The organism is Sodalis sp. RH14 (genome assembly GCF_047324285.1).
Taxonomy (GTDB): Bacteria; Pseudomonadota; Gammaproteobacteria; order Enterobacterales; family Enterobacteriaceae; genus Acerihabitans.
On record NZ_CP178739.1, the window covers coordinates 731,808 to 754,755 of the forward strand.

23 protein-coding genes and 3 tRNA genes are annotated in these 22,948 nt (G+C 59.0%); 15 read left to right on the top strand and 11 right to left on the bottom strand.

Features of this window, described 5'->3' with window-relative positions:
• The first annotated feature begins 127 nt into the window (after window positions 1–127).
• Window positions 128–2,056, top strand: a complete 1,929-nt coding sequence (locus ACL2XQ_RS03220) for a DEAD/DEAH family ATP-dependent RNA helicase (protein WP_413722095.1) — start codon at window positions 128–130, stop codon at window positions 2,054–2,056.
• 95 nt (window positions 2,057–2,151) lie between these two features.
• Here ACL2XQ_RS03220 and ACL2XQ_RS03225 read toward each other — a convergent pair whose 3' ends face one another.
• From ACL2XQ_RS03225 to ubiU, 3 genes are all read right to left on the bottom strand, one after another.
• A complete protein-coding gene (locus ACL2XQ_RS03225; protein WP_410016504.1) occupies window positions 2,152–3,162 on the bottom strand; it encodes a luciferase-like monooxygenase in 1,011 nt (336 codons plus the stop codon).
• A 145-nt stretch (window positions 3,163–3,307) separates the two neighbouring features.
• Window positions 3,308–4,186: a U32 family peptidase gene (locus ACL2XQ_RS03230; RefSeq protein ID WP_413740052.1), complete on the bottom strand. Its 879-nt coding sequence runs from the start codon at window positions 4,184–4,186 to the stop codon at window positions 3,308–3,310.
• Between the two features lie 13 nt (window positions 4,187–4,199).
• The gene (ubiU, locus tag ACL2XQ_RS03235; protein WP_410016502.1) at window positions 4,200–5,195 is read right to left on the bottom strand and encodes a ubiquinone anaerobic biosynthesis protein UbiU; all 996 of its coding nucleotides are present in this window, start codon (window positions 5,193–5,195) and stop codon (window positions 4,200–4,202) included.
• Window positions 5,196–5,487: 292 nt separating this feature from the next.
• Between ubiU and ubiT the strand changes: the two genes are divergently transcribed.
• Together ubiT and ACL2XQ_RS03245 are read left to right on the top strand one after the other, a co-directional pair.
• Window positions 5,488–6,012, top strand: coding sequence for a ubiquinone anaerobic biosynthesis accessory factor UbiT (ubiT, locus tag ACL2XQ_RS03240; RefSeq protein WP_410016501.1), 525 nt, complete (start codon window positions 5,488–5,490; stop codon window positions 6,010–6,012).
• A complete protein-coding gene (locus tag ACL2XQ_RS03245) occupies window positions 6,006–6,515 on the top strand; it encodes a GNAT family N-acetyltransferase (protein ID WP_410016500.1) in 510 nt (169 codons plus the stop codon). The genes ubiT and ACL2XQ_RS03245 overlap by 7 nt, the downstream gene beginning before the upstream one ends.
• On the opposite strand, the gene ACL2XQ_RS03250 is transcribed toward ACL2XQ_RS03245, so the two are convergent.
• Entirely contained in the window at window positions 6,496–6,855 is a 360-nt protein-coding gene (locus ACL2XQ_RS03250; RefSeq protein WP_413740053.1) for a GIY-YIG nuclease family protein, read from the bottom strand. The two genes, ACL2XQ_RS03245 and ACL2XQ_RS03250, sit on opposite strands and share 20 nt — an antisense overlap.
• A gap of 242 nt (window positions 6,856–7,097) precedes the next feature.
• Here ACL2XQ_RS03250 and ACL2XQ_RS03255 point away from each other — a divergent pair, with 242 nt between their 5' ends.
• A complete protein-coding gene (locus ACL2XQ_RS03255; RefSeq protein ID WP_410016498.1) occupies window positions 7,098–7,571 on the top strand; it encodes a YhbP family protein in 474 nt (157 codons plus the stop codon).
• Between the two features lie 22 nt (window positions 7,572–7,593).
• Here ACL2XQ_RS03255 and ACL2XQ_RS03260 read toward each other — a convergent pair whose 3' ends face one another.
• The 6 genes from ACL2XQ_RS03260 to rsmC all read right to left on the bottom strand — a co-directional run bounded on the left by ACL2XQ_RS03260 (window position 7,594) and on the right by rsmC (window position 11,377).
• Window positions 7,594–8,115: a type 1 glutamine amidotransferase domain-containing protein gene (locus ACL2XQ_RS03260; protein ID WP_410016497.1), complete on the bottom strand. Its 522-nt coding sequence runs from the start codon at window positions 8,113–8,115 to the stop codon at window positions 7,594–7,596.
• A gap of 249 nt (window positions 8,116–8,364) precedes the next feature.
• On the bottom strand, window positions 8,365–9,459 hold the full coding sequence (locus ACL2XQ_RS03265; protein ID WP_413740054.1) for a GGDEF domain-containing protein: 1,095 nt from the start codon (window positions 9,457–9,459) through the stop codon (window positions 8,365–8,367).
• 302 nt (window positions 9,460–9,761) lie between these two features.
• Window positions 9,762–9,848, bottom strand: a tRNA-Leu gene (locus ACL2XQ_RS03270).
• Between the two features lie 92 nt (window positions 9,849–9,940).
• Window positions 9,941–10,027: transfer RNA gene (locus tag ACL2XQ_RS03275), tRNA-Leu, on the bottom strand.
• A 48-nt stretch (window positions 10,028–10,075) separates the two neighbouring features.
• Window positions 10,076–10,162 (bottom strand) — tRNA-Leu (locus tag ACL2XQ_RS03280).
• Window positions 10,163–10,318: 156 nt separating this feature from the next.
• Entirely contained in the window at window positions 10,319–11,377 is a 1,059-nt protein-coding gene (gene rsmC / locus ACL2XQ_RS03285) for a 16S rRNA (guanine(1207)-N(2))-methyltransferase RsmC (RefSeq protein ID WP_413740055.1), read from the bottom strand.
• A 120-nt stretch (window positions 11,378–11,497) separates the two neighbouring features.
• On the opposite strand from rsmC, the gene ACL2XQ_RS03290 reads away from it, so the two are divergent.
• The 10 genes from ACL2XQ_RS03290 (at window position 11,498) to deoD (ending at window position 21,028) form a co-directional block, all read left to right on the top strand.
• A complete protein-coding gene (locus ACL2XQ_RS03290) occupies window positions 11,498–11,911 on the top strand; it encodes a DNA polymerase III subunit psi (RefSeq protein WP_410016494.1) in 414 nt (137 codons plus the stop codon).
• The gene (gene rimI / locus ACL2XQ_RS03295) at window positions 11,880–12,323 is read left to right on the top strand and encodes a ribosomal protein S18-alanine N-acetyltransferase (protein ID WP_410016493.1); all 444 of its coding nucleotides are present in this window, start codon (window positions 11,880–11,882) and stop codon (window positions 12,321–12,323) included. Before ACL2XQ_RS03290 ends, rimI begins: the two co-directional genes overlap by 32 nt.
• 111 nt (window positions 12,324–12,434) lie before the next feature.
• The gene (prfC, locus tag ACL2XQ_RS03300; RefSeq protein WP_413740056.1) at window positions 12,435–14,024 is read left to right on the top strand and encodes a peptide chain release factor 3; all 1,590 of its coding nucleotides are present in this window, start codon (window positions 12,435–12,437) and stop codon (window positions 14,022–14,024) included.
• Between the two features lie 414 nt (window positions 14,025–14,438).
• Window positions 14,439–15,035: a molecular chaperone OsmY gene (gene osmY, locus ACL2XQ_RS03305; protein ID WP_413731296.1), complete on the top strand. Its 597-nt coding sequence runs from the start codon at window positions 14,439–14,441 to the stop codon at window positions 15,033–15,035.
• Window positions 15,036–15,202: 167 nt separating this feature from the next.
• On the top strand, window positions 15,203–15,364 hold the full coding sequence (locus ACL2XQ_RS03310; protein ID WP_162364050.1) for a DUF1328 domain-containing protein: 162 nt from the start codon (window positions 15,203–15,205) through the stop codon (window positions 15,362–15,364).
• Between the two features lie 240 nt (window positions 15,365–15,604).
• Complete coding sequence (locus ACL2XQ_RS03315) at window positions 15,605–16,393, top strand: TatD family hydrolase (RefSeq protein WP_410016490.1); 789 nt, start codon at window positions 15,605–15,607, stop codon at window positions 16,391–16,393.
• A 301-nt stretch (window positions 16,394–16,694) separates the two neighbouring features.
• Window positions 16,695–17,474, top strand: coding sequence for a deoxyribose-phosphate aldolase (deoC, locus tag ACL2XQ_RS03320; protein ID WP_410016489.1), 780 nt, complete (start codon window positions 16,695–16,697; stop codon window positions 17,472–17,474).
• A gap of 83 nt (window positions 17,475–17,557) precedes the next feature.
• Window positions 17,558–18,886 carry a thymidine phosphorylase gene (gene deoA / locus ACL2XQ_RS03325; protein ID WP_413740497.1) on the top strand — a complete coding sequence of 443 codons (1,329 nt, stop codon included), beginning with the start codon at window positions 17,558–17,560 and terminating at the stop codon, window positions 18,884–18,886.
• A gap of 114 nt (window positions 18,887–19,000) precedes the next feature.
• Window positions 19,001–20,230: a phosphopentomutase gene (gene deoB, locus ACL2XQ_RS03330; protein ID WP_410016488.1), complete on the top strand. Its 1,230-nt coding sequence runs from the start codon at window positions 19,001–19,003 to the stop codon at window positions 20,228–20,230.
• Window positions 20,231–20,308: 78 nt separating this feature from the next.
• The gene (gene deoD, locus ACL2XQ_RS03335) at window positions 20,309–21,028 is read left to right on the top strand and encodes a purine-nucleoside phosphorylase (RefSeq protein WP_413722103.1); all 720 of its coding nucleotides are present in this window, start codon (window positions 20,309–20,311) and stop codon (window positions 21,026–21,028) included.
• 94 nt (window positions 21,029–21,122) lie between these two features.
• On the opposite strand, the gene ACL2XQ_RS03340 is transcribed toward deoD, so the two are convergent.
• Window positions 21,123–21,818 (bottom strand): YtjB family periplasmic protein, encoded by a 696-nt coding sequence (locus tag ACL2XQ_RS03340; protein WP_410016486.1) that lies wholly within the window; start codon window positions 21,816–21,818, stop codon window positions 21,123–21,125.
• A 111-nt stretch (window positions 21,819–21,929) separates the two neighbouring features.
• On the opposite strand from ACL2XQ_RS03340, the gene serB reads away from it, so the two are divergent.
• Entirely contained in the window at window positions 21,930–22,907 is a 978-nt protein-coding gene (gene serB, locus ACL2XQ_RS03345; RefSeq protein WP_410016485.1) for a phosphoserine phosphatase, read from the top strand.
• Window positions 22,908–22,948 lie beyond the last annotated feature (41 nt).

The window sequence follows — 22,948 nt, forward strand, 5'->3', positions numbered from 1 at the left end:
AGGGTGAGGGCTTGTTTGTTCGTTTTAAATCCAATTTGAGCCGGTTCACACTTTTGATGAAAATGAATGAATGTTTTCACGACGAGGTATGTAGACTGGCCGCCATGATGAAATGAGGCACGTGTACATGTCTGAAGTTGAAACCAAAGCAGAAATTAATTTTGCCGATCTGGGGCTTTCCACCCCCATCCTGAACGCCCTGACCGACCTGGGTTATGAAAAACCATCGCCGATCCAGTTAGAATGTATTCCGCAGCTGCTCGCGGGACGCGACGTCTTGGGTATGGCGCAAACCGGGAGCGGCAAGACCGCCGCGTTTGCCCTGCCTTTATTACACAATATCAATGCCGAACTGGCTGTACCGCAGGTGCTGGTGCTGGCGCCGACCCGTGAGCTGGCTGTGCAGGTCGCGGAAGCGATTTCCGATTTTGCCAAGCACATGAAAGGCATTAACGTGGTGGCGCTGTACGGCGGCCAGCGTTATGACGTGCAGCTGCGCGCCCTGCGCCAGGGTCCGCAGGTGGTGGTGGGCACGCCCGGTCGTTTGCTCGACCATTTGAAACGCGGCACCCTCGACCTGTCCAAATTAAGCGGACTGGTGCTGGACGAAGCCGATGAAATGCTGCGCATGGGCTTTATCGAAGACGTCGAAACCATTATGGCGCAGATCCCGGCCAAGCATCAGACCGCCTTGTTCTCGGCCACCATGCCGGAAGCGATTCGCCGCATTACCCGTCGTTTTATGAACGACCCGCAGGAAGTGCGCATTCAATCAAGCGTCACCACCCGTCCGGACATCAGCCAGAGCTACTGGACGGTGCAGGGCATGCGTAAGAATGAAGCGCTGGTCCGTTTCCTGGAAGCGGAAGACTTTGATGCCGCCATCATCTTCGTGCGCACCAAAAATGCCACGCTGGAAGTGGCGGAAGCGCTGGAGCACAGCGGCTACAACAGCGCGGCGCTGAACGGCGATATGAACCAGGCGTTGCGCGAGCAAACGCTGGACCGCCTGAAGGACGGCCGCCTCGATATCCTGATTGCCACCGATGTCGCGGCGCGCGGCCTGGATGTTGATCGCATCAGCCTGGTCGTGAACTACGATATCCCGATGGATTCTGAGTCCTACGTTCACCGTATCGGCCGTACCGGCCGTGCGGGCCGCGCCGGCCGTGCGTTGCTGTTTGTTGAAAACCGCGAACGCCGCCTGCTGCGTAATATCGAACGCATCATGAAGCTGACCATTCCGGAAGTGGAAATCCCGACCGGTGACGTCCTGAGCCAGCGTCGCCTGGCTAAATTCGCCGCCAAGGTCCAGGCCCAGTTGGAAAGCAGCGATTTGGATATGTACCGCGCGCTGCTGGCTAAATTGCAGCCGGCGGAAGAGCTGGATATGGAAACGCTGGCCGCCGCGTTGCTGAAAATGGCCCAGGGCGAACGCCCGCTGATCCTGCCGCCTGATCCGGTCATTAATCGTCGTCCGCGCAGCGAGTTCCGCGATCGTGACGAACGTCGCCCTGAAGGCGCCGATCGCGGTGGCGAACGTCCGGCCCGCCGTGAACGTCGCGACGTTGGCGAAATGGATCTGTACCGCATTGAAGTGGGCCGTGATGACGGCGTTGAAGTACGTCATATCGTGGGCGCCATTGCCAACGAAGGCGATATCAGCAGCCGCTATATCGGCAATATCAAGCTGTTTGCTTCCCACTCCACCATTGAGCTGCCGAAAGGCATGCCGGGCGATATGCTGTCGCATTTCACCCGTACGCGCATCCTGAATAAACCGATGAACATGCAGTTTGTCGGCGAAGCAGTGGCCGCGCCGCGCGGTGAACGCCGTGGCGGCGGTGCCGGTGCCGGTGCGCCGCGTGGCGCCTTTGGCGGCGAACGTCGTGAAGGCGGCAACGGTGCTCCCGCCGGTCGTCGCAGCTTCAGCGGCAGCCGTGAAGGCGGCGCGCCGGCGGAACGTCGTTTCAGCGGCAGCCGTGACGGCCAGCGCGGGCCGCGTCGCGAAGGCGATGCCGCCGCCGCGCCGACCACGCGTCGCCGCGATGCATAATCGCTGAATGATAAAAAAACCCGCTGCGGCGGGTTTTTTTATGGCGGAAGGCAACCCGGCTCGGGGGACAGGGTCAGGTGGGATTTAACAAGCGATTACGCCGTCAGTGCCGACCGCGCCGCCATCGCCAGCTCAAACGAGCGCAGCCGGGCCTGGTGATCAAAAATCTGGCCATTGATCATCAGCTCATCCGCGCCGGTTTTATCGATAATCGCCTGCAGCCCGGCGCGCACCTGATCGCGATCGCCCACCACCGACATGCGCAGCGCCTGTTCCACGCCATATTGCTCGCCTTGCGACCATAACGCGTCGAGGTCCTGCACCGGCGCCGGCAGCGGGCCGGGCCGGCCGCGGCGCAGGTTAATGAACTGCTGCTGCATGGAGGTAAACAGGAAACGCGCGTCGCGTTCGCTGTCGGCGGCCACCACATTGATACACACCATGGCGTAAGGCTGTTCGAGGGAGGCGGACGGTTTGAAATTCCGGCGGTAGAGATCCAATGCCTGCCACAACAGGTCCGGCGCGAAATGCGAGGCGAAGGCAAACGGCAGCCCCAATGCCGCCGCCAGCTGGGCGCTGTACAGGCTGGAGCCCAGCAGCCAGATTGGCACATGCAATCCCTGTCCCGGCACGGCCTGCACCGGTTGGCCCGGCTTCGCGTCGTCGAAATAGCCCAACAGCTCCTGCACGTCGCGCGGGAAATTATCCACCTCGCCGGCCAAATGGCGGCGCAGGGCAATCATGGTACGCTGATCGGTGCCCGGGGCGCGTCCCAGGCCCAGATCGATACGTTTGGGGTAAAGGGTTGCCAGCGTGCCGAACTGTTCGGCAATCACCAACGGCGAATGGTTCGGCAGCATTACGCCGCCGGAGCCTATCCGCAGCGTGGTGGTGCCGCCTGCGATATAGCCCAGCAGCACCGCGGTGGCGGCACTGGCGATACCGGTCATATTGTGGTGCTCGGCCGCCCAGTAACGATGATAGCCCCAGGCCTCGGCGTGGCGGGCGAGATCAAGCGAGCATTCAAACGCCTGCCGGGGCGTGGAGCCCTGGGGTACCGGCGCCAGGTCGAGCAGCGAAAAAGCGATAGGTTGTTGTTTAATCATAAGTAAACTCACAGTCAGTCGTCGCCCATAGCTTTGCGGGCTAATGATAACTATGAGTATTACCCAATTTTCCGCTTTCCGATACTACTAATATTTGTAGGGTTATCGACCGCCGAATCCGCGGCGCACGCCTTGGGGACGCCCGCTACTCCACCAGTTCCAGCCCGGCGATACGCCGCCAGTAGCCGTTGCAGTCCCTGTCGCGCGTCAGCGCCAGGGGCTGCTGTCCCTGCTGGTTGGCCCTAAAACGCTCCAGCATGGCGAGGGTATCCATTCCCTGCGGCGACAGCCGAACCACATCCACCATACCTTGCATGGAGGTCTGTTCGTTAATCAGGTTATAGCAATAGCCGCTTTGGGTCTGGATGCCGTTGAGGACGAATACCCGCTGCTGTTCCTGCGACAAGACCTCGCGCCCCTGCGGATACTTAATGCAGCAGGTTTCACATTCGTCTTTCGGCCGGTTTTCCGAACGCGCGGTAAAACAGCGGGCGGAATAGGCCAGGGGAAGGTGGCCGTAGCTGAACAGTTCCACTTCAAACCTGCCGCGAAAACCGAGCTCGTCGCATTGCGCCAGAATATTGCCCAGCCATTCCCTGGACAGCTCCACCGGCATACACCAGCGCACCATGCCCTGGCGGTGCAGGATGCGCAGGGTATAGGCGTTATAGCAATTCAAGGCGGGACCGGCGACAAACGGCAGCCGGTGTTCCGCCGCGAGGTGCGCCAGGCCGATATCGTTCGCCTCCAGCAGAAACTCGCCGTTGTCCAGATAACGTTTCAGCTCGCTTAATTCCGATGGCGCCTGAATCAGCGCCAGCGTGGAAATCACCACCTGCTTGCCGGCGGACGCCACCGCTTTGGCAAGCGACAGCCAATCGCCGGTTTTCATGGCGCGGCGTTTACTGCAAATGGTCTCGCCCAGATAAATGATATCGGCGCTGCTGTCGCACGCCGCCTGGTAAAAGGCTTCGATATCCGGTTTCGGCCAGTAATAGAGTACCGGCCCCAATGCATATTTCATGTCGGGTCTCCTGTTACTGCCAGCGGCGATGATAGGCGCCAAGCGTGGTTTGCGTTCCTTCGGACACCGCGCCCAGCGCCTCGGTCCATGCGGGCAGCGGCGCAAAATCCTGGGGATTGGCGATACAGCTGTCGATAGCCTGGCGCCAGACCTTGGTCACCTGGCTGACGTAAGCGGGGCTGCGCTGCCGTCCTTCGATTTTCACCGAGGCGATATTGGCCGCCAGCAGTTCGGGAAGCAAAGACAGCGTATTGAGGCTGGTCGGCTCCTCCAGCGTATGATACTTCTGTCCGTCCACGTAATAGCGGCCCTTGCACAACGTCGGGTAGCCGGCGTTTTCGTCCGGGCCGTAGCTGTCGATAAGGACGTTGTTCAGACGCGATTCCATGGCGGAGCCGGTTTGCGTCCAGCGCACGAAACGCGCCGGTGAACAGGCGCCGACGGTATTGGGCGATTCGCCCGTCAGGTAGGAGGAGAGATAGCAGCGCCCCTCCGCCATGATGCACAGGCTGCCGAAGGCGAACACTTCCAGCGGTACCGGGCTGATAAGCGCCAGCTGTTTCACCTGATGCATCGACAGCACGCGCGGCAGCACCACCCGCGCCACGTCAAAATGCTGTTGGTAGAAGCGGATGGCCGCCTCGTTGGTGGCGGACGCCTGCACCGAGACATGGCGTTCAATCTGCGGATAACGCGCGGCGGCGTATTCCAGCATGGCGGGATCCGCCAGGATCAGCGCGTCCGCCCCCGCCTGGGCCGCCATATCCACGGCGCGTTGCCAGCGCGCGTAACCATCAGGGTGGGCAAATGTATTAATGGCGATATGCAGTTTTCGTCCGTGGCGATGCACGTACTCCTGCGCTTCCTGCAGACGTTTGTCGGTAAAATTCAGGCCGGCGAAATGGCGGGCGTTGGTATCGTCCTTCAGGCCGATATACACCGCGTCGGCGCCGTTATCGACGGCAGCCTTGAGGGCCGGAAGGTTCCCGGCGGGACAGAGCAGCTCCATAAAGCTCCCGAATAGTGTGTTGGCATGGGCGCAGAGCGTGTCATGCCGTAAAGGATCATTAGCCAACGGGTTGTTTTAGCAGCAAATGATGCATAGTCGTTATGGCAATTCTAAATAAGGTTGGCGCGGGAAAGATTGATTTGAGGCAGCTTATGGCGTAATGACAGCATTTAAAGCTGCGACGGCTATGCTTAAATAAGCAATCTTTCTTTATGAATAATTGATGTAGACCCCGACTGGTTTTAACCACTGTGGCAAAATAGGCGCAGATTCGTTTAGAGGAGTAGAAACAGTGTTGGAAAAACTACGAGCACACTTGGTGCGCCGGGGGCCGTCGCTGTTGCGCTTGCCGATCACACTGACACCGTTCGCGTTGCAGCGTCAGGTGTTGGAACAGGCGCTGCGCTGGCAGTTTCGCGCAGCGCTGGCCGAGGGTGAACTGGCTTTTCTGGAGGGGCGCTGGCTTAGGATCGAGGTCGAGGATATCGCGCTGGTATGGTATATGACCGTCGAAAATGAGCAACTGAAGGTCAGCCGCCAGGCGCGGGCCGATGTCAGCTTCAGCGGCAATGCCAACGATCTGATCCTTATCGCCGCCCGTAAGGAGGACCCCGACACGTTGTTTTTCCAGCGCCGGCTGCGCATCGAAGGCGATACCGAGCTTGGCCTGTACGTGAAAAATCTCATGGATTCGATTGATCTGGCCACCATGCCGCCCTTGCTGCGCGCGGCGCTGATGCAGATTGCCGCCTTTATTCAGGCCGGCTTGCAGGAGGGCGTGGATGCCGAGGGCATCCACGTATCCCAGCCGTGCTGATACGCGTGGAAATACCGGTGGATGCGCCGGGAATCGACAGCCTGCTGCGGCGGGCCTTCGGGCGCGACGCCGAGGCGGAGCTGGTCCATCGCCTGCGTGAGGATGGGCTGCTGACCCTGGGTATCGTGGCCACGGACGACGAAGGCGGGGTTATCGGCTACGCGGCGTTCAGCCCGGTGTGGATTGGCGGCGAGGATTGTCAGTGGGTCGGCCTGGCGCCGCTGGCGGTGGAGGCCGCTTTCCGCCGCCAGGGCATCGCCCGGCAGCTGATCTATGAGGGGCTGGACACCCTTAACGAGTTCGGTTATCGCGCCGTGGTGGTCCTGGGCGCGCCCGACTATTATTCGCGCTTTGGTTTCATTCCCGCGGCGCGTTCACAGCTGCATTGCCGCTGGCCCGGCGCGGAAGCCGCCTTCCAGCTGTTTACCCTGGCGGAGGATGCGCTGGAGGGCGTCAGCGGCCGGGTGGAATACGCCGAGCCGTTTAATCAGCTGGCGCTTTGACGGCCGGCTGCCCGCTATTTCCCGGAGAGTCTCCGTCGCCGGTACGCCGGTGCGGCTGCAGGCTCGGCCAGATCGCCTCAAGCGTTGAAGCCTGGCTCGCGACCAGCCGCTCCTTTTGCGCCCGCGTCAGCTGCTTGATGCGATACTCCCATCGCAATGCCCCGCCCCGATCGCCGGCCGGGCAGTGGTAGACCAGAAGCAACGGACCTTTGCCGCGCAGGGCCTTGGCGCCGCTGCCGCGTTGGTGCTGAGCCAGCCGCCGGGCCACATCGGTGGTAACGCCGGTATAGAGGGCGCCGCTGGCGGTGCGAATCAGGTAAATATGCCAGCATGGGGTCATGGAATTGCGCCTTAAGCAGCCAAACGAAATCTAGTGGGAAATGGCCTCTTGGGCAAAGAGTCCATGGGTAATATTTCCAGAAACAGCTATGATGGTACCTACTTTAACCGTCAGGCGTAAAGGACGATATTAAGCCCGTAATACGCTGTGCAAGGTTTGCAAAAGTTGCGCATAATTAATTGGACATGTAAGAACGCGTGGCGATATGCTGGTTATAACCTTATAAAGGATAAGAGATTATCGTGCGAACGGACGACCCCCTGAAAGCCATCGTAGCTTACCTGAAAAAGCAGCATGTTTTAACGCTTTGCACCGGCGACGCGCAGACCTTATGGTGCGCCAATTGCTTCTATGTGCTGAACGAACCCGATCTGTCGTTATATATGTTAACGGATCATACCACCCGCCACGGCATCCTGCTGGCGGAGAATCAACATGTCGCCGGCACCATCAGCGATCAGACCGTTACCATCAGTCTTATCAAGGGCATACAGTATAGCGGCGAGGTTAATCAAATCACCGGCGACGCGGCCCAGACGGCGCGCAAGCAGTATACCGCGCGCTTCCCGCTGGCCAAGCTCGCGACCTCGCCCATATGGCGTTTGCGTCTGGATGAAATTAAGCTGACCAACAATAAGCTGGGGTTCGGCACCAAGCTGAGCTGGAAGCGCGAAGACGATGAAGCTGATACAGGCCTGGCCAGTCGCCAGGCCTGAGACCTAGGGCGGATGCCCTGGGTTATTTCTTATTGAGAATACGCAGCGATTCCCGGTTAAACGCCGGTAAATCATCCGGTGTGCGGCTGGTTACCAGGGTATCGTTATCAATGACCACTTCTTTATCAAAAAAGTCGGCGCCGGCATTTTTTAAATCCACCGCCACCGCTTTTACCGTGGTCATTTTTTTGCCGCGTACCGCATCGGCGCTTATCAGCAACTGCGGGCCATGGCAAATGGCGAAAATCGGTTTGCCGCTTTGCGCGAAGGCCCGCGTGAAATCAACAAAACGGTCGTCGCCGCGCAAGGAATCAGGCGAGTGGCCGCCGGGCAACAACAGGGCGTCGAATTGGTCCACATTGACCTCGTCGATGGACTTATCAATGGTCACCTTGGCCTCGCCGCGCTTGCCGGTGACGGTTTGGCCCGCTTTTTTATCGATGGTGATGACCTGGTGTCCGGCCTGCTGATAGGTCTGGGCCGGCGAGGTAAACTCCGCATCTTCAAATTCATCAGTAATTAAGACTGCGATTTTTTTGCTCATCCTGTCCTCCGTCAGATGAATAATGAACTGTCCTAAGCCTAGTGCCGGATTGGCCCGTCAGCAAGTTTGTTTATTAACTGTATATAATATAATCGGTTAGCGTTAATTGACGGCGGGATATTGGGGTAGGCGCGGGTGCGGATTATTAAGATAATACTGAGGGATATTTTGCTGAAATATAAATGTCTCTCCCGGCGGCCTTATAAATAATGGCGGGCCGCGGCATTGAACGCGGCCCGGGCATTCATATCAGGATTCAGCCGTTTGGGTATTTTGCCTAAAAGAATTTAACGGGGCGATTTCGACCGAATTCCTGCCGCGTTTTTTTGCCAAATATAGGGCGCCATCGGCAGCGGTAAGCGAAGCTTCTATATCGCTGTCGGCCATAATGGCAATTCCGGCGCTAAGGGTCACGGTGGTGGAAACCTGATCGTTAAATAAATGCGGGATTTTTAAATCCAGCACGGCCTGCCTGACATTTTCAGCACAGGTCAGGGCATATCCGTCATCGACGTCTATCAGCAGTATCAGGAACTCCTCGCCGCCGTAGCGCACCACGATGTCCCGGGAGCGCACCGCATCGCGGATAGCCACCGCTACGGCGACCAAGGCCTTGTCGCCCATGGTGTGGCCGTAATTGTCGTTGTAGGCTTTGAAATGGTCGATATCCAGCAGCAGAATATAATGGCTGGTGGGGCCGTTGCCCGTCAGGTTGCTGAGCTTGTTTTGCAGGCCCCGGCGGTTAAACAGGCCGGTAAGGGGATCTATCATGCTGAGATCGCTGAATTTTTCCCGTTCTTCGCTGAGCCGGTTGACCAGTTCCGCCGTAAAGGCTTCGCTGCGTTTTTGCATCAGGCTGTGCAGCGTAAAGCTTATCAGCGGCAGCGCAATGGTGAACAGCAAGACCAGGATATGGTTGAACTGATCCAGCGCGATAACCATCAGCGCCGGCGGCAGGCTGTGCAGGCAAAACGCCACGAAATGATCGGCCAGCGAAATAGCGCTGATGAAAAATACCATCATCAGGCTGAAGAGCAGGAAATTATTCTCAGCGGGCTGAAGCTGGTTATAGCGCACGGCGATATGCCAGGCCCAGAGTAAGCCAATAATAATTGCAAAAACATTCAGTTGATGAGCATAATTTCTCATTTTGTAATTACTCATCATTAAAGTAATTACACAAACGATCGCCACCAGTATGGATGGCGGCGTGGGAGAATGGGTATTATTCAGGGCGGTGGCGACATAAAAAACCGAAAAAGCGATATTAAGCAGCAAAAACAATAGCAACGACAGGCGAAGCTTACTCCTGCGGAGTTCTTCATAGCTGTAGGTATTTATCATGTCTTAACTTTTTAGCCCCGGCTGTCCACTATGGCAATAACAGACGACAAGAATTCTGAATAAACTATGATTATTAATAATTTGGTATCGTTATTATGAAAGTTTGGCTTAGAAAATTAATAGAATAATTTAACAGCTTTACACGTGGCTGTCACTCGCCGATGGAGCGTGATGCGAAAACAGGGGAAAAGAAGCCGTAGAGGCTGGAGGGGCGCAGCGTAGCTGCATGCCTGACCGACGCGACGGACTGACGAAGGGTCAGCGGCGCTGCGGTATCTACCGTGAAAAAACGAGCATGAATATGGTGCGAAGGGAGGGACTTGAACCCTCACGTCCGTAAGGACACTAACACCTGAAGCTAGCGCGTCTACCAATTCCGCCACCATCGCAGGCTATTCATCTCATACTTACACGTAAAACTTTTTATTCAGAACAGGCCGCCTGTACCGGGGTACGGCGTGCTTTCGTTCTGGTTACCGATTGGTGCGAAGGGAGGGACTTGAACCCTCACGTCCGTAAGGACACTAACACCTGAAGCTAGCGCGTCTACCAATTCCGCCACCATCGCGTGCAATCCGGCAACATCTTTTTATGCTAATAACATCGTGGTTGTATTTGGTGCGAAGGGAGGGACTTGAACCCTCACGTCCGAAAGGACACTAACACCTGAAGCTAGCGCGTCTACCAATTCCGCCACCATCGCCCGGCACCGGCAAGGCATAAGCCCTGCCACCACGGAGGCGAATTCTAGAGGTTTTAGCGTCAACGTCAATAATTATTTAAACCAAAGCGGGTATTTAGCGCAAAAAAATAGCCGCCGCCGCATCGGCGCGCGCGGCGGCGGCGGGAGGGTTGCCCGTTAGCCGCGTTTGCCGGCTTTATCTTTATCCTTGCCGCGCGAGACGGTATGGACCGCCTGGAAAACCTTGAAGCGGCCATTTTGCGCCAGCACGGCATGGCTGCCGAAAATGGAATCCAGCAAGGCCGGATAGGGCAAAAACGCATTGGCGACGATGCGCAACTGCCCGCCGATGCGCAAATGGGTTAACGCGCCGCGGATCAGGTTTTCGGCCGCCTGCAGATTGGTATGCATGCCGTCGTGGAACGGCGGGTTGGAAATAATCAGGTCAAAACGTCCAGGCATCGCTGAATACACATCGCTGACGACCACGTTGCCGGTCAGGCCGTTCGCCTCGAGCGTGGCCTGGCTTGCGGCCAGCGCCGGCGCGTGTACATCCCCGAGGGTCAGCTTGATGCCCGGCGAGCGTTTCGCCAGGACGGCGGCCAGGACGCCGGTTCCGCAGCCGATATCGGCCACCTCGCCGCTGAGCGGCAGATCAAAGGTGGACAACAGCAGTTGGCTGCCGCTGTCGAGCCCGTCGCGGCTGAATACGCCCGGCAGCGTTTTCACCGTCAACCCGTTGAGCTGATATTCGTTCCAGTAAGACTCGAGGTCGAAGCGCGGCGCTGTTTCCAGCCGGCCGTGATACAGGCCGCAGCGGCGGGCGCTGTCGATTTTCACCAGGGGACAGTAGGGCGCCAGGAACGGCTCGGCGCTGCGTACGCCGCTGCGGTTTTCCCCCACCACGAAGACATCGCTGCCCACCGGCAGCAGCGCGAGGAGGTTGGTGAGCTGGAACTGTGCTTCCGGCTTATTTTTCGGCCAGAAATAGAGTAAAGTATCGCATTCGCGGACAAATTCCGCGTCGGCGACCAGGCCGTACTGCACGGACCCATCGTCCATTTTATCGCGCAGTGCCAGACAGTGGTGATACCAGGCGGTGTGGACACATACGTTTTGGGCGTCCAGTTCCGCCGGCAGGAGATCCTGCACATCGCCGGCGAACAGTACGCGTTTATCTGAAAAAATGTCCTCGTGACGGAGTATGACTTCACTGGCTGGTGTTAATACTGACATGCGACAAAGGCTCCTCATTAATCTGAGCGGGGAGTATAGTGCTTTATTGTCCGATGTTCGATGGACTTTATCGCCTGATGTGCGATGGATTGATATGCAACGACCGCGAATAGGATCAGTATGGCGTCGAGACGAGACTGGCAGTTACAGCAATTGGGCATCACGCAATGGGCGTTGCGACGCCCCGCGTCCCTGCAGGGAGAAGTGGCGGTCGTCCTGCCCGCCGATGTCCGCCTGCTGCTGATAGCCAGCCCCTTGCCGCCCATCGACCATCCCCTGGTGGGCGATGTGGCGCGCAGCCTGGATCTTGCGCCCGGTCAGCTGTATCCGCTCACGCCGGAACAGGTGGCGATGCTGCCGGAAGACACCCGCTGCCATAGCTGGTGGCTCGGGCGCGAGGCGACGCGTCCCCTGTCCGGTGTCTCCCTTTTCACCCCGCCGCTGGCTGAACTGCTGGGCAACGCAGCAGCCAAGCGCGATCTTTGGCGGCAGATTTGTCATCATGAACCAGATTTCCGCGCTGACGGTCTCTGACCTGGCCGCCGCCTGGCATATAGAGCAGGCCAGCCACGCGTTCCCCTGGACGGCGAAAACCTTTGCCAGCAACCAGGGCGAGCGTTACCTGAATCTCAAGCTGACCGTGGCGGATACCCTGGCGGCGTTCGCCATCACCCAGACCGTGCTGGACGAGGCGACGCTGTTCAACATTGCCGTGCATCCGGATTTCCAGCGCCGCGGCCTGGGCCGATCGTTGCTGGAACATCTCATCGCCCAATTGGAACAGCGAGATATCCTGACGCTGTGGCTGGAGGTGCGGCAATCCAACCGGCCCGCCATCGCGCTGTACCGGTCCCTTGGCTTTAACGATGTCACGGTGCGCCGTGATTACTACCCGTCCGCCGTCGGGCGCGAGGATGCCATCATCATGGCGCTGCCGCTGGGGTGAACCGCACCGCCGCGCGCCAGTGCGCACACTATCAATGCGCACTTTCTCCATGTAGAATCTAGCACCAGCGATCCAGCCCATAATTTGTATGTACCCATCGAGAAACAGAAGATGAAGAATGCCACTTACGCCGCGGAAGTTGCGGCTCGGCGCACTTTTGCGATTATTTCGCACCCCGACGCCGGTAAAACCACCATCACCGAAAAAGTGCTGTTATTCGGGCACGCCATTCTTACCGCCGGTACGGTAAAGGGCCGCGGCTCAAGCCATCATGCCAAATCCGACTGGATGGAAATGGAAAAGCAGCGCGGCATTTCCATTACCACCTCGGTGATGCAATTCCCTTACCGGGACGCCCTGGTAAACTTGCTCGATACGCCGGGGCATGAAGATTTCTCCGAAGATACGTACCGCACGCTGACGGCGGTGGACTGCTGCCTGATGGTCATCGACTCCGCGAAAGGCGTCGAAGATCGTACCCGTAAACTGATGGAGGTGACGCGCCTGCGCGATACGCCGATCCTGACCTTTATGAACAAGGTCGATCGCGATATCCGCGATCCGACGGAACTGCTCGACGAGGTCGAACACGAGCTGCGCATCGCCTGCGCGCCCATCACCTGGCCCATTGGCTGCGGCAAGCTGTTTAAAGGGGTTTATCATCTCTACAAGGATGAGACCTATCTTTACCAGACCGGTAAAGGCCATACCATCCAGGAAGTGCGCGCGGTCAAGGGGTTGCATAATCCGGATCTTGACGCGGCCATCGGCGAGGATCTGGCGGCGCAGCTGCGCGAGGAGCTGGAGCTGGTGCAGGGCGCCTCGCACGAGTTCGAAGAGCAGGCTTTCCTGCGCGGCGAGCTGACCCCGGTGTTTTTCGGCACCGCCTTGGGCAACTTTGGCGTCGATCATATGCTGGACGGCCTGGTTGAATGGGCGCCGCCGCCGATGCCGCGCAAGACCAATACCCGCGTCGTCACCGCCGATGAAGAAAAATTTACCGGCTTTGTGTTTAAGATCCAGGCGAATATGGACCCGAAACACCGTGACCGCGTGGCGTTTATGCGCGTGGTGTCGGGACGCTATGAAACCGGCATGAAGCTGCGCCAGGTCCGCACGGGCAAGGATGTGGTGATTGCCGATGCGCTGACGTTCATGGCCGGCGACCGCTCGCATATCGAAGAGGCGTATCCCGGCGATATCATCGGCCTGCACAACCACGGCACCATCCAGATTGGCGATACCTTCACCCAGGGCGAGGACATGAAGTTTACCGGCATCCCCAACTTCGCGCCGGAAATGTTCCGCCGTATCCGCCTGCGCGACCCGCTCAAGCAAAAGCAATTGCTGAAAGGGCTGGTCCAGCTGTCGGAAGAGGGCGCGGTTCAGGTATTCCGCCCGCTGACCAACAACGACCTGATTGTCGGCGCGGTCGGGGTGTTGCAGTTTGAAGTGGTGGTGGCCCGCCTGAAAAGCGAATACAACGTCGAGGCGCTGTATGAGTCGGTCAATGTGTCCACCGCCCGCTGGGTCGAATGCGCCGATGTGAAAAAACTCGAGGAGTTCAAGCGCAAGAACGAACTGAACCTGGCCCTGGACGGCGGCGATAACCTTTCTTATATTGCTCCGAGCATGGTTAACCTCAACCTGACCCAGGAACGCTATCCCGACATCCATTTCCACAAAACCCGCGAGCATTGATCCTCCCGGCGCGGGTTTTTCGCCCGTCCCCGCGCGCCCGCCCTTTTTAGCCGCGGCGTGGGGACGGAATCCACCGCCTTTCCTGTCGCGCCGCGCCTTGCGGCCGGAATGGTTATGTCCGCGCCGGGGTGCGGAATGTTCCTAAATCCTTGCTTAATCATTGGATTTAAGCTTTTTTTCCCGGATAACAATGCAATTTGTTATTTCTAGTCTATAGTTAAATTGTCTCTGACGGAGCGGTTAAATAAGCTAATAAAACCGTGCAAATCAGTATGATACGCTGCTCTTTATCACGAGAGCGGTATTTCTGCATTTTTGGATGCTTCCCCAGCCGAACGCGGGAGGCAGTTAGACCGGCCGCTATTTGTGGCGAAAACACCCTGATTCGGGTGGCAAGTTAAAAAGGAAACATCAATGAATAAGATCACGATGACAAAAACGCTCACGGCTATGGTTTTAGGTTCCATCCTGGCGGCTTCCACCGCGATGGCTAACGATACCATCAAGACAGAGGCGAACAGCGCCGGCGCCAAAATCGATAATACGATGAAGACCGCCTCAAACTATATGGGCGACAGCGCGGTAACCGCCAAGGTGAAAAGCGCGTTGGTCGGCGATAAAGGTATCAACAGCACCGACATTTCCGTGGTGACCAATAACGGCGTAGTAACCCTGAGCGGCTTTGTGACCAACCAGGCCCAGGCTGAACGCGCCGTTACCGCCGCCAAATCCGTTGAAGGCGTGACCTCGGTCAGCGACAAGCTGCACGTGAAGGAAACGACCAACGCTTCGGTGAAAACCTATGCCGGCGACACGGCGATTACCAGCGAAGTGAAAGCCAAGCTGCTTGCCGATAGCATCGTCCCGTCCCGCAACGTGAAAGTGGAAACGTCCGACGGCATCGTGCAACTGAGCGGCCACGTTAAAAATGCCCGTGAAGCCTCGCGTGCCGAAAGCGTCGCCAAAGCAGTTGACGGCGTGAAAAGTGTCAAAAACGATCTTAAGTACTAATCTCTAAAGAACCAACGGTCAATGTCGCTTTGCGTTGCCGGTGCGCAGCGCAGGGCGATACCGTGTACGGCAAAACCAATAGTATTAAGCCGGTCCGGGGCGTTTAACGTCCGTGTTTCCCGGTAACACGAGAATTGTATTTCCATCATTTGGGTAAGGAGAAGCTTATGTTTCGTTGGGGCATTATTTTTCTGGTCATTGCCTTGATTGCGGCAGCATTAGGGTTCGGTGGTTTGGCAGGCACGGCGGCATGGGCGGCTAAAATCGTCTTCGTCGTGGGTATTATCCTGTTCCTGATAAGCCTGTTTACCGGCCGTCGCCGTATGTAGCCTTATCAGCGGGCCCCCGGTCCGTTAAGCAGTAACCGATAGATAGGGTTATTATCCGGAGAGGGAGTCAATACGCATCATGTTGACGACCTCTCCGGAGCGTTTTTCAGGTCCCCGCGCACCACCCCTCCCAGCCGTTAATGCGTGGTTCCCTTTCCTCTCCGCGCACGTGCTAAAGATGCTACTATTTACTTTTCCTCCTCCCTTTTGGGTGCGCCAGGCACGCGCAGGTAATACGCGATGATAAATCCGGTCTTTATCGATACCCATTGCCATTTTGATTTTGCCCCCTTCAGCGGTCACGAAACCGACAGCCTCGCCCTGGCCGCCGCGGCCGGCGTGCAGCGCATTATCGTGCCGGCGGTGGAGGCGGAGCGCTTTGCCGCCGTGCTGGCATTGGCCGACGCCCATGAGGCGCTGTATGCCGCCCTGGGCCTGCACCCCATCGCCATCACCCGCCATGATGACGCCGGGCTGTCGGCCCTGGCGCATCATTTGCGCCGGCCTCATCCACGACTGGTGGCGGTGGGGGAAATCGGCCTGGACAATTATATGGCGGAGCCCATGATGCCGCGCCAGGAAGCGTTATTGGCGGCCCAACTCCAGTTAGCCGGCCGCCATGATCTGCCGGTGATCCTGCATTCCCGGCGCACCCACGATCGCCTGGCGCAGATTTTGCGGCGCCATGATTTACCGCGCACCGGGGTGGTGCACGGGTTCGCCGGCAGCTACGAGCAGGCGGTGGCGTTTACCAAATTGGGTTATTATATCGGCGTCGGCGGCACCATTACCTATGAGCGCGCCAATAAAACACGCCAGGTAATGGCCAGGCTGCCCCTGGACCGCTTGCTGCTGGAAACCGACGCGCCCGATATGCCGGTGTCCGGCTTTCAGGGGCAGGCCAATCGTCCCGAACGCCTGCGCGTGACCTTTGCGTCGTTATGCGCGCTCAGGCCGGAGCCGCCGGAGCAGATTGCCGAAATAATATACCGCAATACCCTGGATTTATTCGGTTTGCCCTGTCAATAGCAAAATTTTCCGGCTGATAATCGGGATCGCACGCATAAATCTCAATCCTTAAGCAGCTTATTATCGTCGATTGTGGAAAAATAGAGCCAGCGCGTAAGGCAGGATGCGTTTACCCTGCGTCTTTGATTCAGGCTTATGCGGTGAGAGGGATCTTTAACGCCCGGAAATCAGCATGGTTCCGGGTCTTTCTTCATGGAACCAAGTCCGCTCGCCAACGTTACGGCGCGTTATCGCGATAGCCATGACGCCCCTTTTACAGATTCGGTTGCTACGTCGCCACACCGAAAAGTTGGAGAGTATTATGATTGATTTAACCGTTGCGGCCCGCCGTGCGTTGGGTCTGATGGATCTTACCACCCTGAATGATGACGATACCGCCGACAGCGTCGTCAGCCTGTGCCGACAGGCGAAAAGCCCGGCCGGCAATACCGCCGCCGTTTGCATCTACCCCCGCTTTATTCCCGTCGCCAGGCGCGCCTTGCAGCGCCAGGGCACGCCGGATATTCGGATTGCCACGGTCGCCAATTTCCCCCATGGCGATGACGATGCCGCCATTGCGCTGGCGGAAACACGCGCTTCGGTAGCCTACGGCGCGGATGAAGTCGATGTGGTGTTTCCCTATCGGGCGCTGATGGCCGGCAATGAACAACTGGGATTTGATCTGGTCGCCGGCTGCAAGGCGCTGTGCGCCGACAGCGGCGTGCTGCTGAAGGTGATCCTGGAAACCGGCGAGCTGCGCCGTCCGGAGCTTATCCGGCGCGCCGCCGAAATCGCCATCGACGCCGGCGCTGATTTTATTAAAACCTCCACCGGCAAGGTGCCGGTCAATGCCACGCTTTCAAGCGTTGAAATCATGCTGTCGGTTATCCATGACAAAGGCGTCGGCGCGCACGTGGGCGTAAAACCGGCGGGCGGCGTGCGCACCGCGGCGGAAGCGGCGGCCTACCTGGCGCTGGCGGACCGGATCATGGGGCCGCTGTGGGCTGACGCCCGGCATTTCCGCTTCGGCGCATCAAGCCTGCTGGCCAGCCTGCTCACCGTATTGGGCCAGGATATGCAGGTCACGGATAACGGTTATTGATCCCCTGATTGAGCATTGGAGAAGGCAATGACAAACCCGCCCGTTTCCGGGCGATAGCCATTTTTGTTTTGCAGGGGGTAACCGTGTTCCTGGCACAAGAAATTATTCGTAAAAAACGCGACGGCGAGCCGCTGAGTGAAGAAGAGATTCGGTTTTTCATCAATGGGGTCCGCGATAATACGGTTTCGGAAGGGCAGATCGCCGCCCTGGCGATGACCGTTTTTTTCCGCGACATGGATATTCGGGAACGGGTGGCGCTGACGCTGGCGATGCGCGACTCGGGCCATGTGCTTAACTGGCAGAACAGCGCCCTGGGCGGGCCGGTGCTGGATAAGCATTCGACCGGCGGCGTGGGTGATGTCACCTCGCTGATGCTGGGGCCGATGATTGCCGCCTGCGGCGGCTACGTGCCGATGGTTTCCGGCCGCGGACTGGGCCATACCGGCGGCACGCTCGATAAGCTCGAATCGATCCCGGGGCTGAATATTTTCCCTGACGATCAGGCGTTCCGCGCGATGATAAAACAGGCCGGCGTGGCGATCATCGGCCAAACCAACTCCCTGGCGCCGGCGGATAAACGGTTTTACGCCGTCCGCGACATCACGGCCACGGTGGATTCCATTGCGCTGATTACCGCCTCGATATTGGCCAAAAAACTGGCCGAGGGCCTGGATGCGCTGGTGATGGATGTGAAAGTCGGATCCGGGGCGTTGATGCCCGATTACCCGCAGTCCGAAGCGCTGGCGCGCGCTATCGTCGGCGTCGCCAACGGCGCCGGGTGCAAGACCACGGCGCTGTTGACCGATATGAACCAGGTCCTGGCGTCCAGCGCCGGCAATGCCCTGGAAGTGCGCGAGGCGGTGCGCTTCCTTACCGGCGAACAGCGTAATCCCAGACTGTATGAGGTCACCATGGCCTTGTGCAGCGAAATGATGGTGTCGTCGGGATTGGCGGCCACCGAACCGCTGGCGATGGCGCGGCTGCAGCAGGTACTGGACAACGGGGAAGCGGCGGAGCGTTTTGGCCGCATGATCGCGGCACAGGGCGGTCCGCATGATTTTATCAGCCGTTATGAGCACTATTTGCCCAAAGCCACGCTGAGCAAGCCGGTGCTCGCCGAACAAGCGGGTTTTATCGGCGCCATGGACACCCGCGCCCTGGGCCTGGCCGTGGTGGCTATGGGCGGCGGGCGCCGGCGCGCCGGCGATGCCATCGACTATAGCGTCGGTTTAACCGACATGGCGCGCCTGGGCGATGCGGTGCAGCCCGGACAGCCGCTGGCGAATATCCACGCCGCCAGCGAAGCCGGCTGGATGCAGGCGGCGGAGACGGTGCGCGCGGCCATTACCCTCACGCCGCAGCCGCCTGAAGCCCTGCCGGTGATTTACCGGCGTATCGCGGCGGATGACTGACGGCGCGGGGACGCTTCCGGCGACGATATCGTTCGCCGGGATACATGCGATTTTTTCTGATCCGCCGGGCCGGGGCCCTTATCCGGCGGGCGGATCAATCAGTTGGAGAAGACAATGAAACGTACCTATATCATGGTGCTCGACTCGTTCGGCATCGGTGCCGCCGCGGATGCGGAAAAATTCGGCGACAGCGGCTCGGATACCCTGGGCCATATTGCTGAACGATGCCAGCGCGGCGAGGCCAACCAGGGCCGCAGCGGACCGCTGCGGCTGCCCAACCTGTCGCGCCTGGGACTGGGGAAGGCCGCCGAGGAATCCACCGGGCATTTTCCCCCGGGGCTTGACCGCGACGCGGACATTATCGGCGCCTATGCCTACGCCAGCGAAATCTCCTCGGGCAAGGATACCCCGTCCGGACATTGGGAAATCGCCGGGGTACCGGTGATGTTTGACTGGGGCTATTTCCCCGATCCCCAGAACAGCTTCCCGCAGGAACTGCTGGACCGGCTGGTCGCCGATGCCGGGCTGCCGGGATATCTGGGCAACTGTCACTCTTCCGGCACGGTGATCCTGGATCAACTGGGCGAGGAGCATATGCGTACCGGCAAGCCGATTTTCTATACCTCCGCCGATTCGGTTTTCCAGATAGCCTGTCATGAAGAACGGTTCGGCCTGCAACGTTTGTACGACCTCTGCGAGCTGGCCCGGGAGATGCTGACCGCCGGCGGCTACAATATCGGCCGGGTGATCGCCCGGCCGTTTACCGGCGATAAAAGCGGTCATTTCCAGCGCACCGGCAACCGCCATGATCTGGCGGTGGAGCCGCCCTCCGCCACGGTATTGCAAAAGCTGGTGGAAGAAAAGGGCGGGCAGGTGGTGTCGGTGGGCAAGATCGCCGATATCTACGCCCAGGTGGGCATCACAAAAAAAATCAAGGCCACCGGCCTGGATGCGCTGTTCGACGCGACGTTGCGTGAAATGGAACTCGCGGGCGATAACACCATCGTCTTTACCAACTTTGTCGATTTTGATTCATCCTATGGCCACCGCCGCGACGTGGCCGGCTATGCGGCGGCGCTGGAGCTGTTCGACCGCCGCCTGCCGGAACTGCTCGCGCGGGTGACCGGCGAGGATATGATCATTCTGACCGCCGATCACGGCTGCGATCCCACCTGGCGCGGCACCGATCATACCCGCGAGCACGTGCCGGTGTTACTCTACGGCCCCGCCATCCGGCCGGGGTCCTATGGGCACCGCCGGACCTTCGCCGATATCGGCCAGACGGTGGCGGATTATTTTGGCCTGACACCCATGGATTATGGTAAATCCATCCTCCAGGCATGAAGGTAGTCAGGATTTTGCCTGTCCCGGCGCGGGCCGGGACAACGTTATTTTTTATTATTGAGTATAAGGAAAACCAACATGGCGACGCCGCATATTAACGCTGAACGAGGTGATTTTGCCGATGTGGTCCTGATGCCCGGCGATCCGCTGCGGGCGCAGCACATCGCCAATAACTTTCTCACGCAACCGCGCGAAGTCAATAACGTCCGCGGCATGCTGGGCTATACCGGCAGCTACAAAGGCCGGGCCATTTCAGTTATGGGCCACGGCATGGGCATCCCGTCCTGCTCCATTTACACCAAGGAGCTGATTACCGAGTTCGGGGTTGAACAGATCATCCGGGTCGGGTCCTGCGGCGCGCTGCGCGGCGATGTCAATGTGCGCGACGTGGTGATCGGCATGGGCGCCTGCACCGATTCCAAGGTTAACCGCATGCGTTTCAAGGATCATGACTTTGCGGCCATTGCCGATTATGACCTGCTGCGCCACGCGGTGGACGCGGCCAAGGCGGCGGGGGTCAATGTGCGCGTCGGCAATCTGTTCTCGGCGGATCTGTTTTATACCCCCGATCCGCAGATGTTCGACGTCATGGAAAAATACGGCGTCCTGGGCGTGGAAATGGAAGCCGCCGGTATCTACGGCGTGGCCGCGGAATTCGGCGCCAGGGCGCTGGCCATCTGCACCGTGTCCGACCATATCCGTACCGGCGAGGCCTTAAGCGCGGCGGATCGCCAGACCACGTTTAACGAGATGATCGAAATCGCGCTGGAGTCGGTGCTGCGCGGCGACGCGGCATAAAGACCACGCGGCCGGCGGCAAGGCGTCAACGCGCTGTTCCGCCGGTCAAGACGCGCAGGTTGGCAACGGCGCAAGGCGTGCCTGATGCGCGCGCTTAGTCGGTTTTGGTCCGCGCAGGATCATCGGGCGTGGCCGCAGCCGGGGCCGGCGCGTCGTTTTCGTCCCCTTTGCGTTCCGCCAACGGCGTGCTGGCGGTCAGCAGGTACGGGGACTGCTGCCAGCGGCTGCGGCGGTTTTGCAGCAGGGTGCGGGCCAGGATAATACCGATGGCCAGCGCCAGCAGAATCATCAGGCGCAGCAGGTTGGTGGTGTTATCCACCTGTTTGGCTTCGGTTTCCAGCACATGGGTATCAAGGGTCAGGCGGATAAAACCGCTGGGCCCGTCCTTATCGATAATGGTACGCACCAGCTGATGGTTAAAATAGCTGCCGGCGCGCTGGTGTTCGATAGCCAGCCGGTCGCGCACGCTAATGGTCTCCCCGGCGCGGGCTATCAGGCTGCCGTCCATGCTGTATACGCTGGCATCCAGGATACGGCTGCCCTGGGTAAGGGTATCCAGTATCGACTGGATGGGGGCATTGTTTTCCTCGCTGTCGGCCATCAGCGGCGCCAGTTGCCCCGCCAGCTGTCCTATCAGGGTGCCGGCCAGCTCATCCACCTGCGCCGAGCGGGCCATTTGATGGCTCAGGCTGAACCAGGACGCGCCCTGCATCAGGAAGACCAGCAGCGTCACGCAGATAAGCACGATGGCGGTGCGGTGTAAACGAAACGAGTGTCTGGCCCGGAGCATGGGATTCCTTTACTATTCTGAACGCTTTATGTTGCCAGAAGCGTCGACGATAGGATAGCTTGATGCGCGATGTTTTATCATGACGGTTATCCATGACTACAGGAGTGATTGATGCCTATTAGTTTGACGTACTGCGATCTCCCCGCCGGGATTTCACAGTGGCCGGGTCTCCCGTTATCATTAAGCGGCGACGAGGTCATGCCGCTGGATTACCGGGCCGGTCATACCGGCTGGCTGCTGTACGGCAAGGCGTTGGATAAATTTTCCCTTACCCGTTTCCAGCGTCGCCTGGGCGCGGCGATGGTTATCGTCTCCGCCTGGCATGTTGAAGACTACCAGGTGGTCAGGCTGGCCGGTCCGCTGACCGGGCTGGCCGCGCAGCTGGCCGCGGAGATGGAGCTGGATGTCGCGCCGTTTGGCAAAACGCCGCATCTGCATGCCCCCGGACTGCTGGTCATGGACATGGATTCCACCGCCATCCAGATAGAATGCATTGATGAAATCGCCAAACTGGCGGGCACGGGCGAGGAAGTCGCCGCCGTTACCGAACGCGCCATGCGCGGCGAGCTGGATTTCGCCGCCAGCCTGCGCCAGCGCGTGGCGACCCTGAAGGGCGCCGACGCCGATATCCTGCGCCAGGTGCGGGACGGTTTGCCGCTGACGCCGGGCCTGGGCTCCCTGGTGACCAAATTGCAAAGCCTGGGCTGGCAGATAGCCATCGCTTCCGGCGGATTTACTTATTTCGCCGACTACCTGCGCGATCGGTTTCACCTGGTCGCCGTGGCGGCCAATGAACTGGGCATCCGCGACGGTAAGTTCACCGGCGAGGTGGTGGGGCCCATCGTCGATGCCGCCTATAAAGCCCGCATGCTGACCACCCTGGCGGAGCGGCTGGAAATCCCGCTGCACCAGACGGTGGCCATCGGCGACGGCGCCAATGACCTGTTGATGCTACAATCTGCTGGCCTGGGTATCGCATATCATGCCAAGCCCAAGGTGAATAAGCAGAGTAAGGTCATTATCCGCCATGCGGATCTGCTGGGCGTGCTGTGTATCCTGACCGGCAATCTCAAGAATGAAGAGCGCTAGGCGGCCGCCATGTGTTCCCTAGGCGGGTCTTCATTGTTTTC

Excerpts from the sequence above, each read along its gene's own strand:
- ACL2XQ_RS03265 (WP_413740054.1), bottom strand. The coding sequence starts at position 9,459 with ATGATAAATACCTACAGCTATGAAGAACTCCGCAGGAGTAAGCTTCGC.
- ACL2XQ_RS03230 (WP_413740052.1), bottom strand. The coding sequence starts at position 4,186 with ATGAAATATGCATTGGGGCCGGTACTCTATTACTGGCCGAAACCGGAT.
- osmY (WP_413731296.1), top strand. The coding sequence starts at position 14,439 with ATGAATAAGATCACGATGACAAAAACGCTCACGGCTATGGTTTTAGGT.
- rimI (WP_410016493.1), top strand. The coding sequence starts at position 11,880 with ATGAACCAGATTTCCGCGCTGACGGTCTCTGACCTGGCCGCCGCCTGG.
- ubiU (WP_410016502.1), bottom strand. The coding sequence starts at position 5,195 with ATGGAGCTGCTCTGTCCCGCCGGGAACCTTCCGGCCCTCAAGGCTGCC.
- prfC (WP_413740056.1), top strand. The coding sequence starts at position 12,435 with ATGAAGAATGCCACTTACGCCGCGGAAGTTGCGGCTCGGCGCACTTTT.
- ACL2XQ_RS03315 (WP_410016490.1), top strand. The coding sequence starts at position 15,605 with ATGATAAATCCGGTCTTTATCGATACCCATTGCCATTTTGATTTTGCC.
- ACL2XQ_RS03220 (WP_413722095.1), top strand. The coding sequence starts at position 128 with ATGTCTGAAGTTGAAACCAAAGCAGAAATTAATTTTGCCGATCTGGGG.
- ACL2XQ_RS03225 (WP_410016504.1), bottom strand. The coding sequence starts at position 3,162 with ATGATTAAACAACAACCTATCGCTTTTTCGCTGCTCGACCTGGCGCCG.
- serB (WP_410016485.1), top strand. The coding sequence starts at position 21,930 with ATGCCTATTAGTTTGACGTACTGCGATCTCCCCGCCGGGATTTCACAG.
- rsmC (WP_413740055.1), bottom strand. The coding sequence starts at position 11,377 with ATGTCAGTATTAACACCAGCCAGTGAAGTCATACTCCGTCACGAGGAC.
- ACL2XQ_RS03260 (WP_410016497.1), bottom strand. The coding sequence starts at position 8,115 with ATGAGCAAAAAAATCGCAGTCTTAATTACTGATGAATTTGAAGATGCG.
- deoB (WP_410016488.1), top strand. The coding sequence starts at position 19,001 with ATGAAACGTACCTATATCATGGTGCTCGACTCGTTCGGCATCGGTGCC.
- ACL2XQ_RS03250 (WP_413740053.1), bottom strand. The coding sequence starts at position 6,855 with ATGACCCCATGCTGGCATATTTACCTGATTCGCACCGCCAGCGGCGCC.
- deoD (WP_413722103.1), top strand. The coding sequence starts at position 20,309 with ATGGCGACGCCGCATATTAACGCTGAACGAGGTGATTTTGCCGATGTG.
- ACL2XQ_RS03340 (WP_410016486.1), bottom strand. The coding sequence starts at position 21,818 with ATGCTCCGGGCCAGACACTCGTTTCGTTTACACCGCACCGCCATCGTG.
- ACL2XQ_RS03310 (WP_162364050.1), top strand. The coding sequence starts at position 15,203 with ATGTTTCGTTGGGGCATTATTTTTCTGGTCATTGCCTTGATTGCGGCA.
- ACL2XQ_RS03290 (WP_410016494.1), top strand. The coding sequence starts at position 11,498 with ATGGCGTCGAGACGAGACTGGCAGTTACAGCAATTGGGCATCACGCAA.
- deoC (WP_410016489.1), top strand. The coding sequence starts at position 16,695 with ATGATTGATTTAACCGTTGCGGCCCGCCGTGCGTTGGGTCTGATGGAT.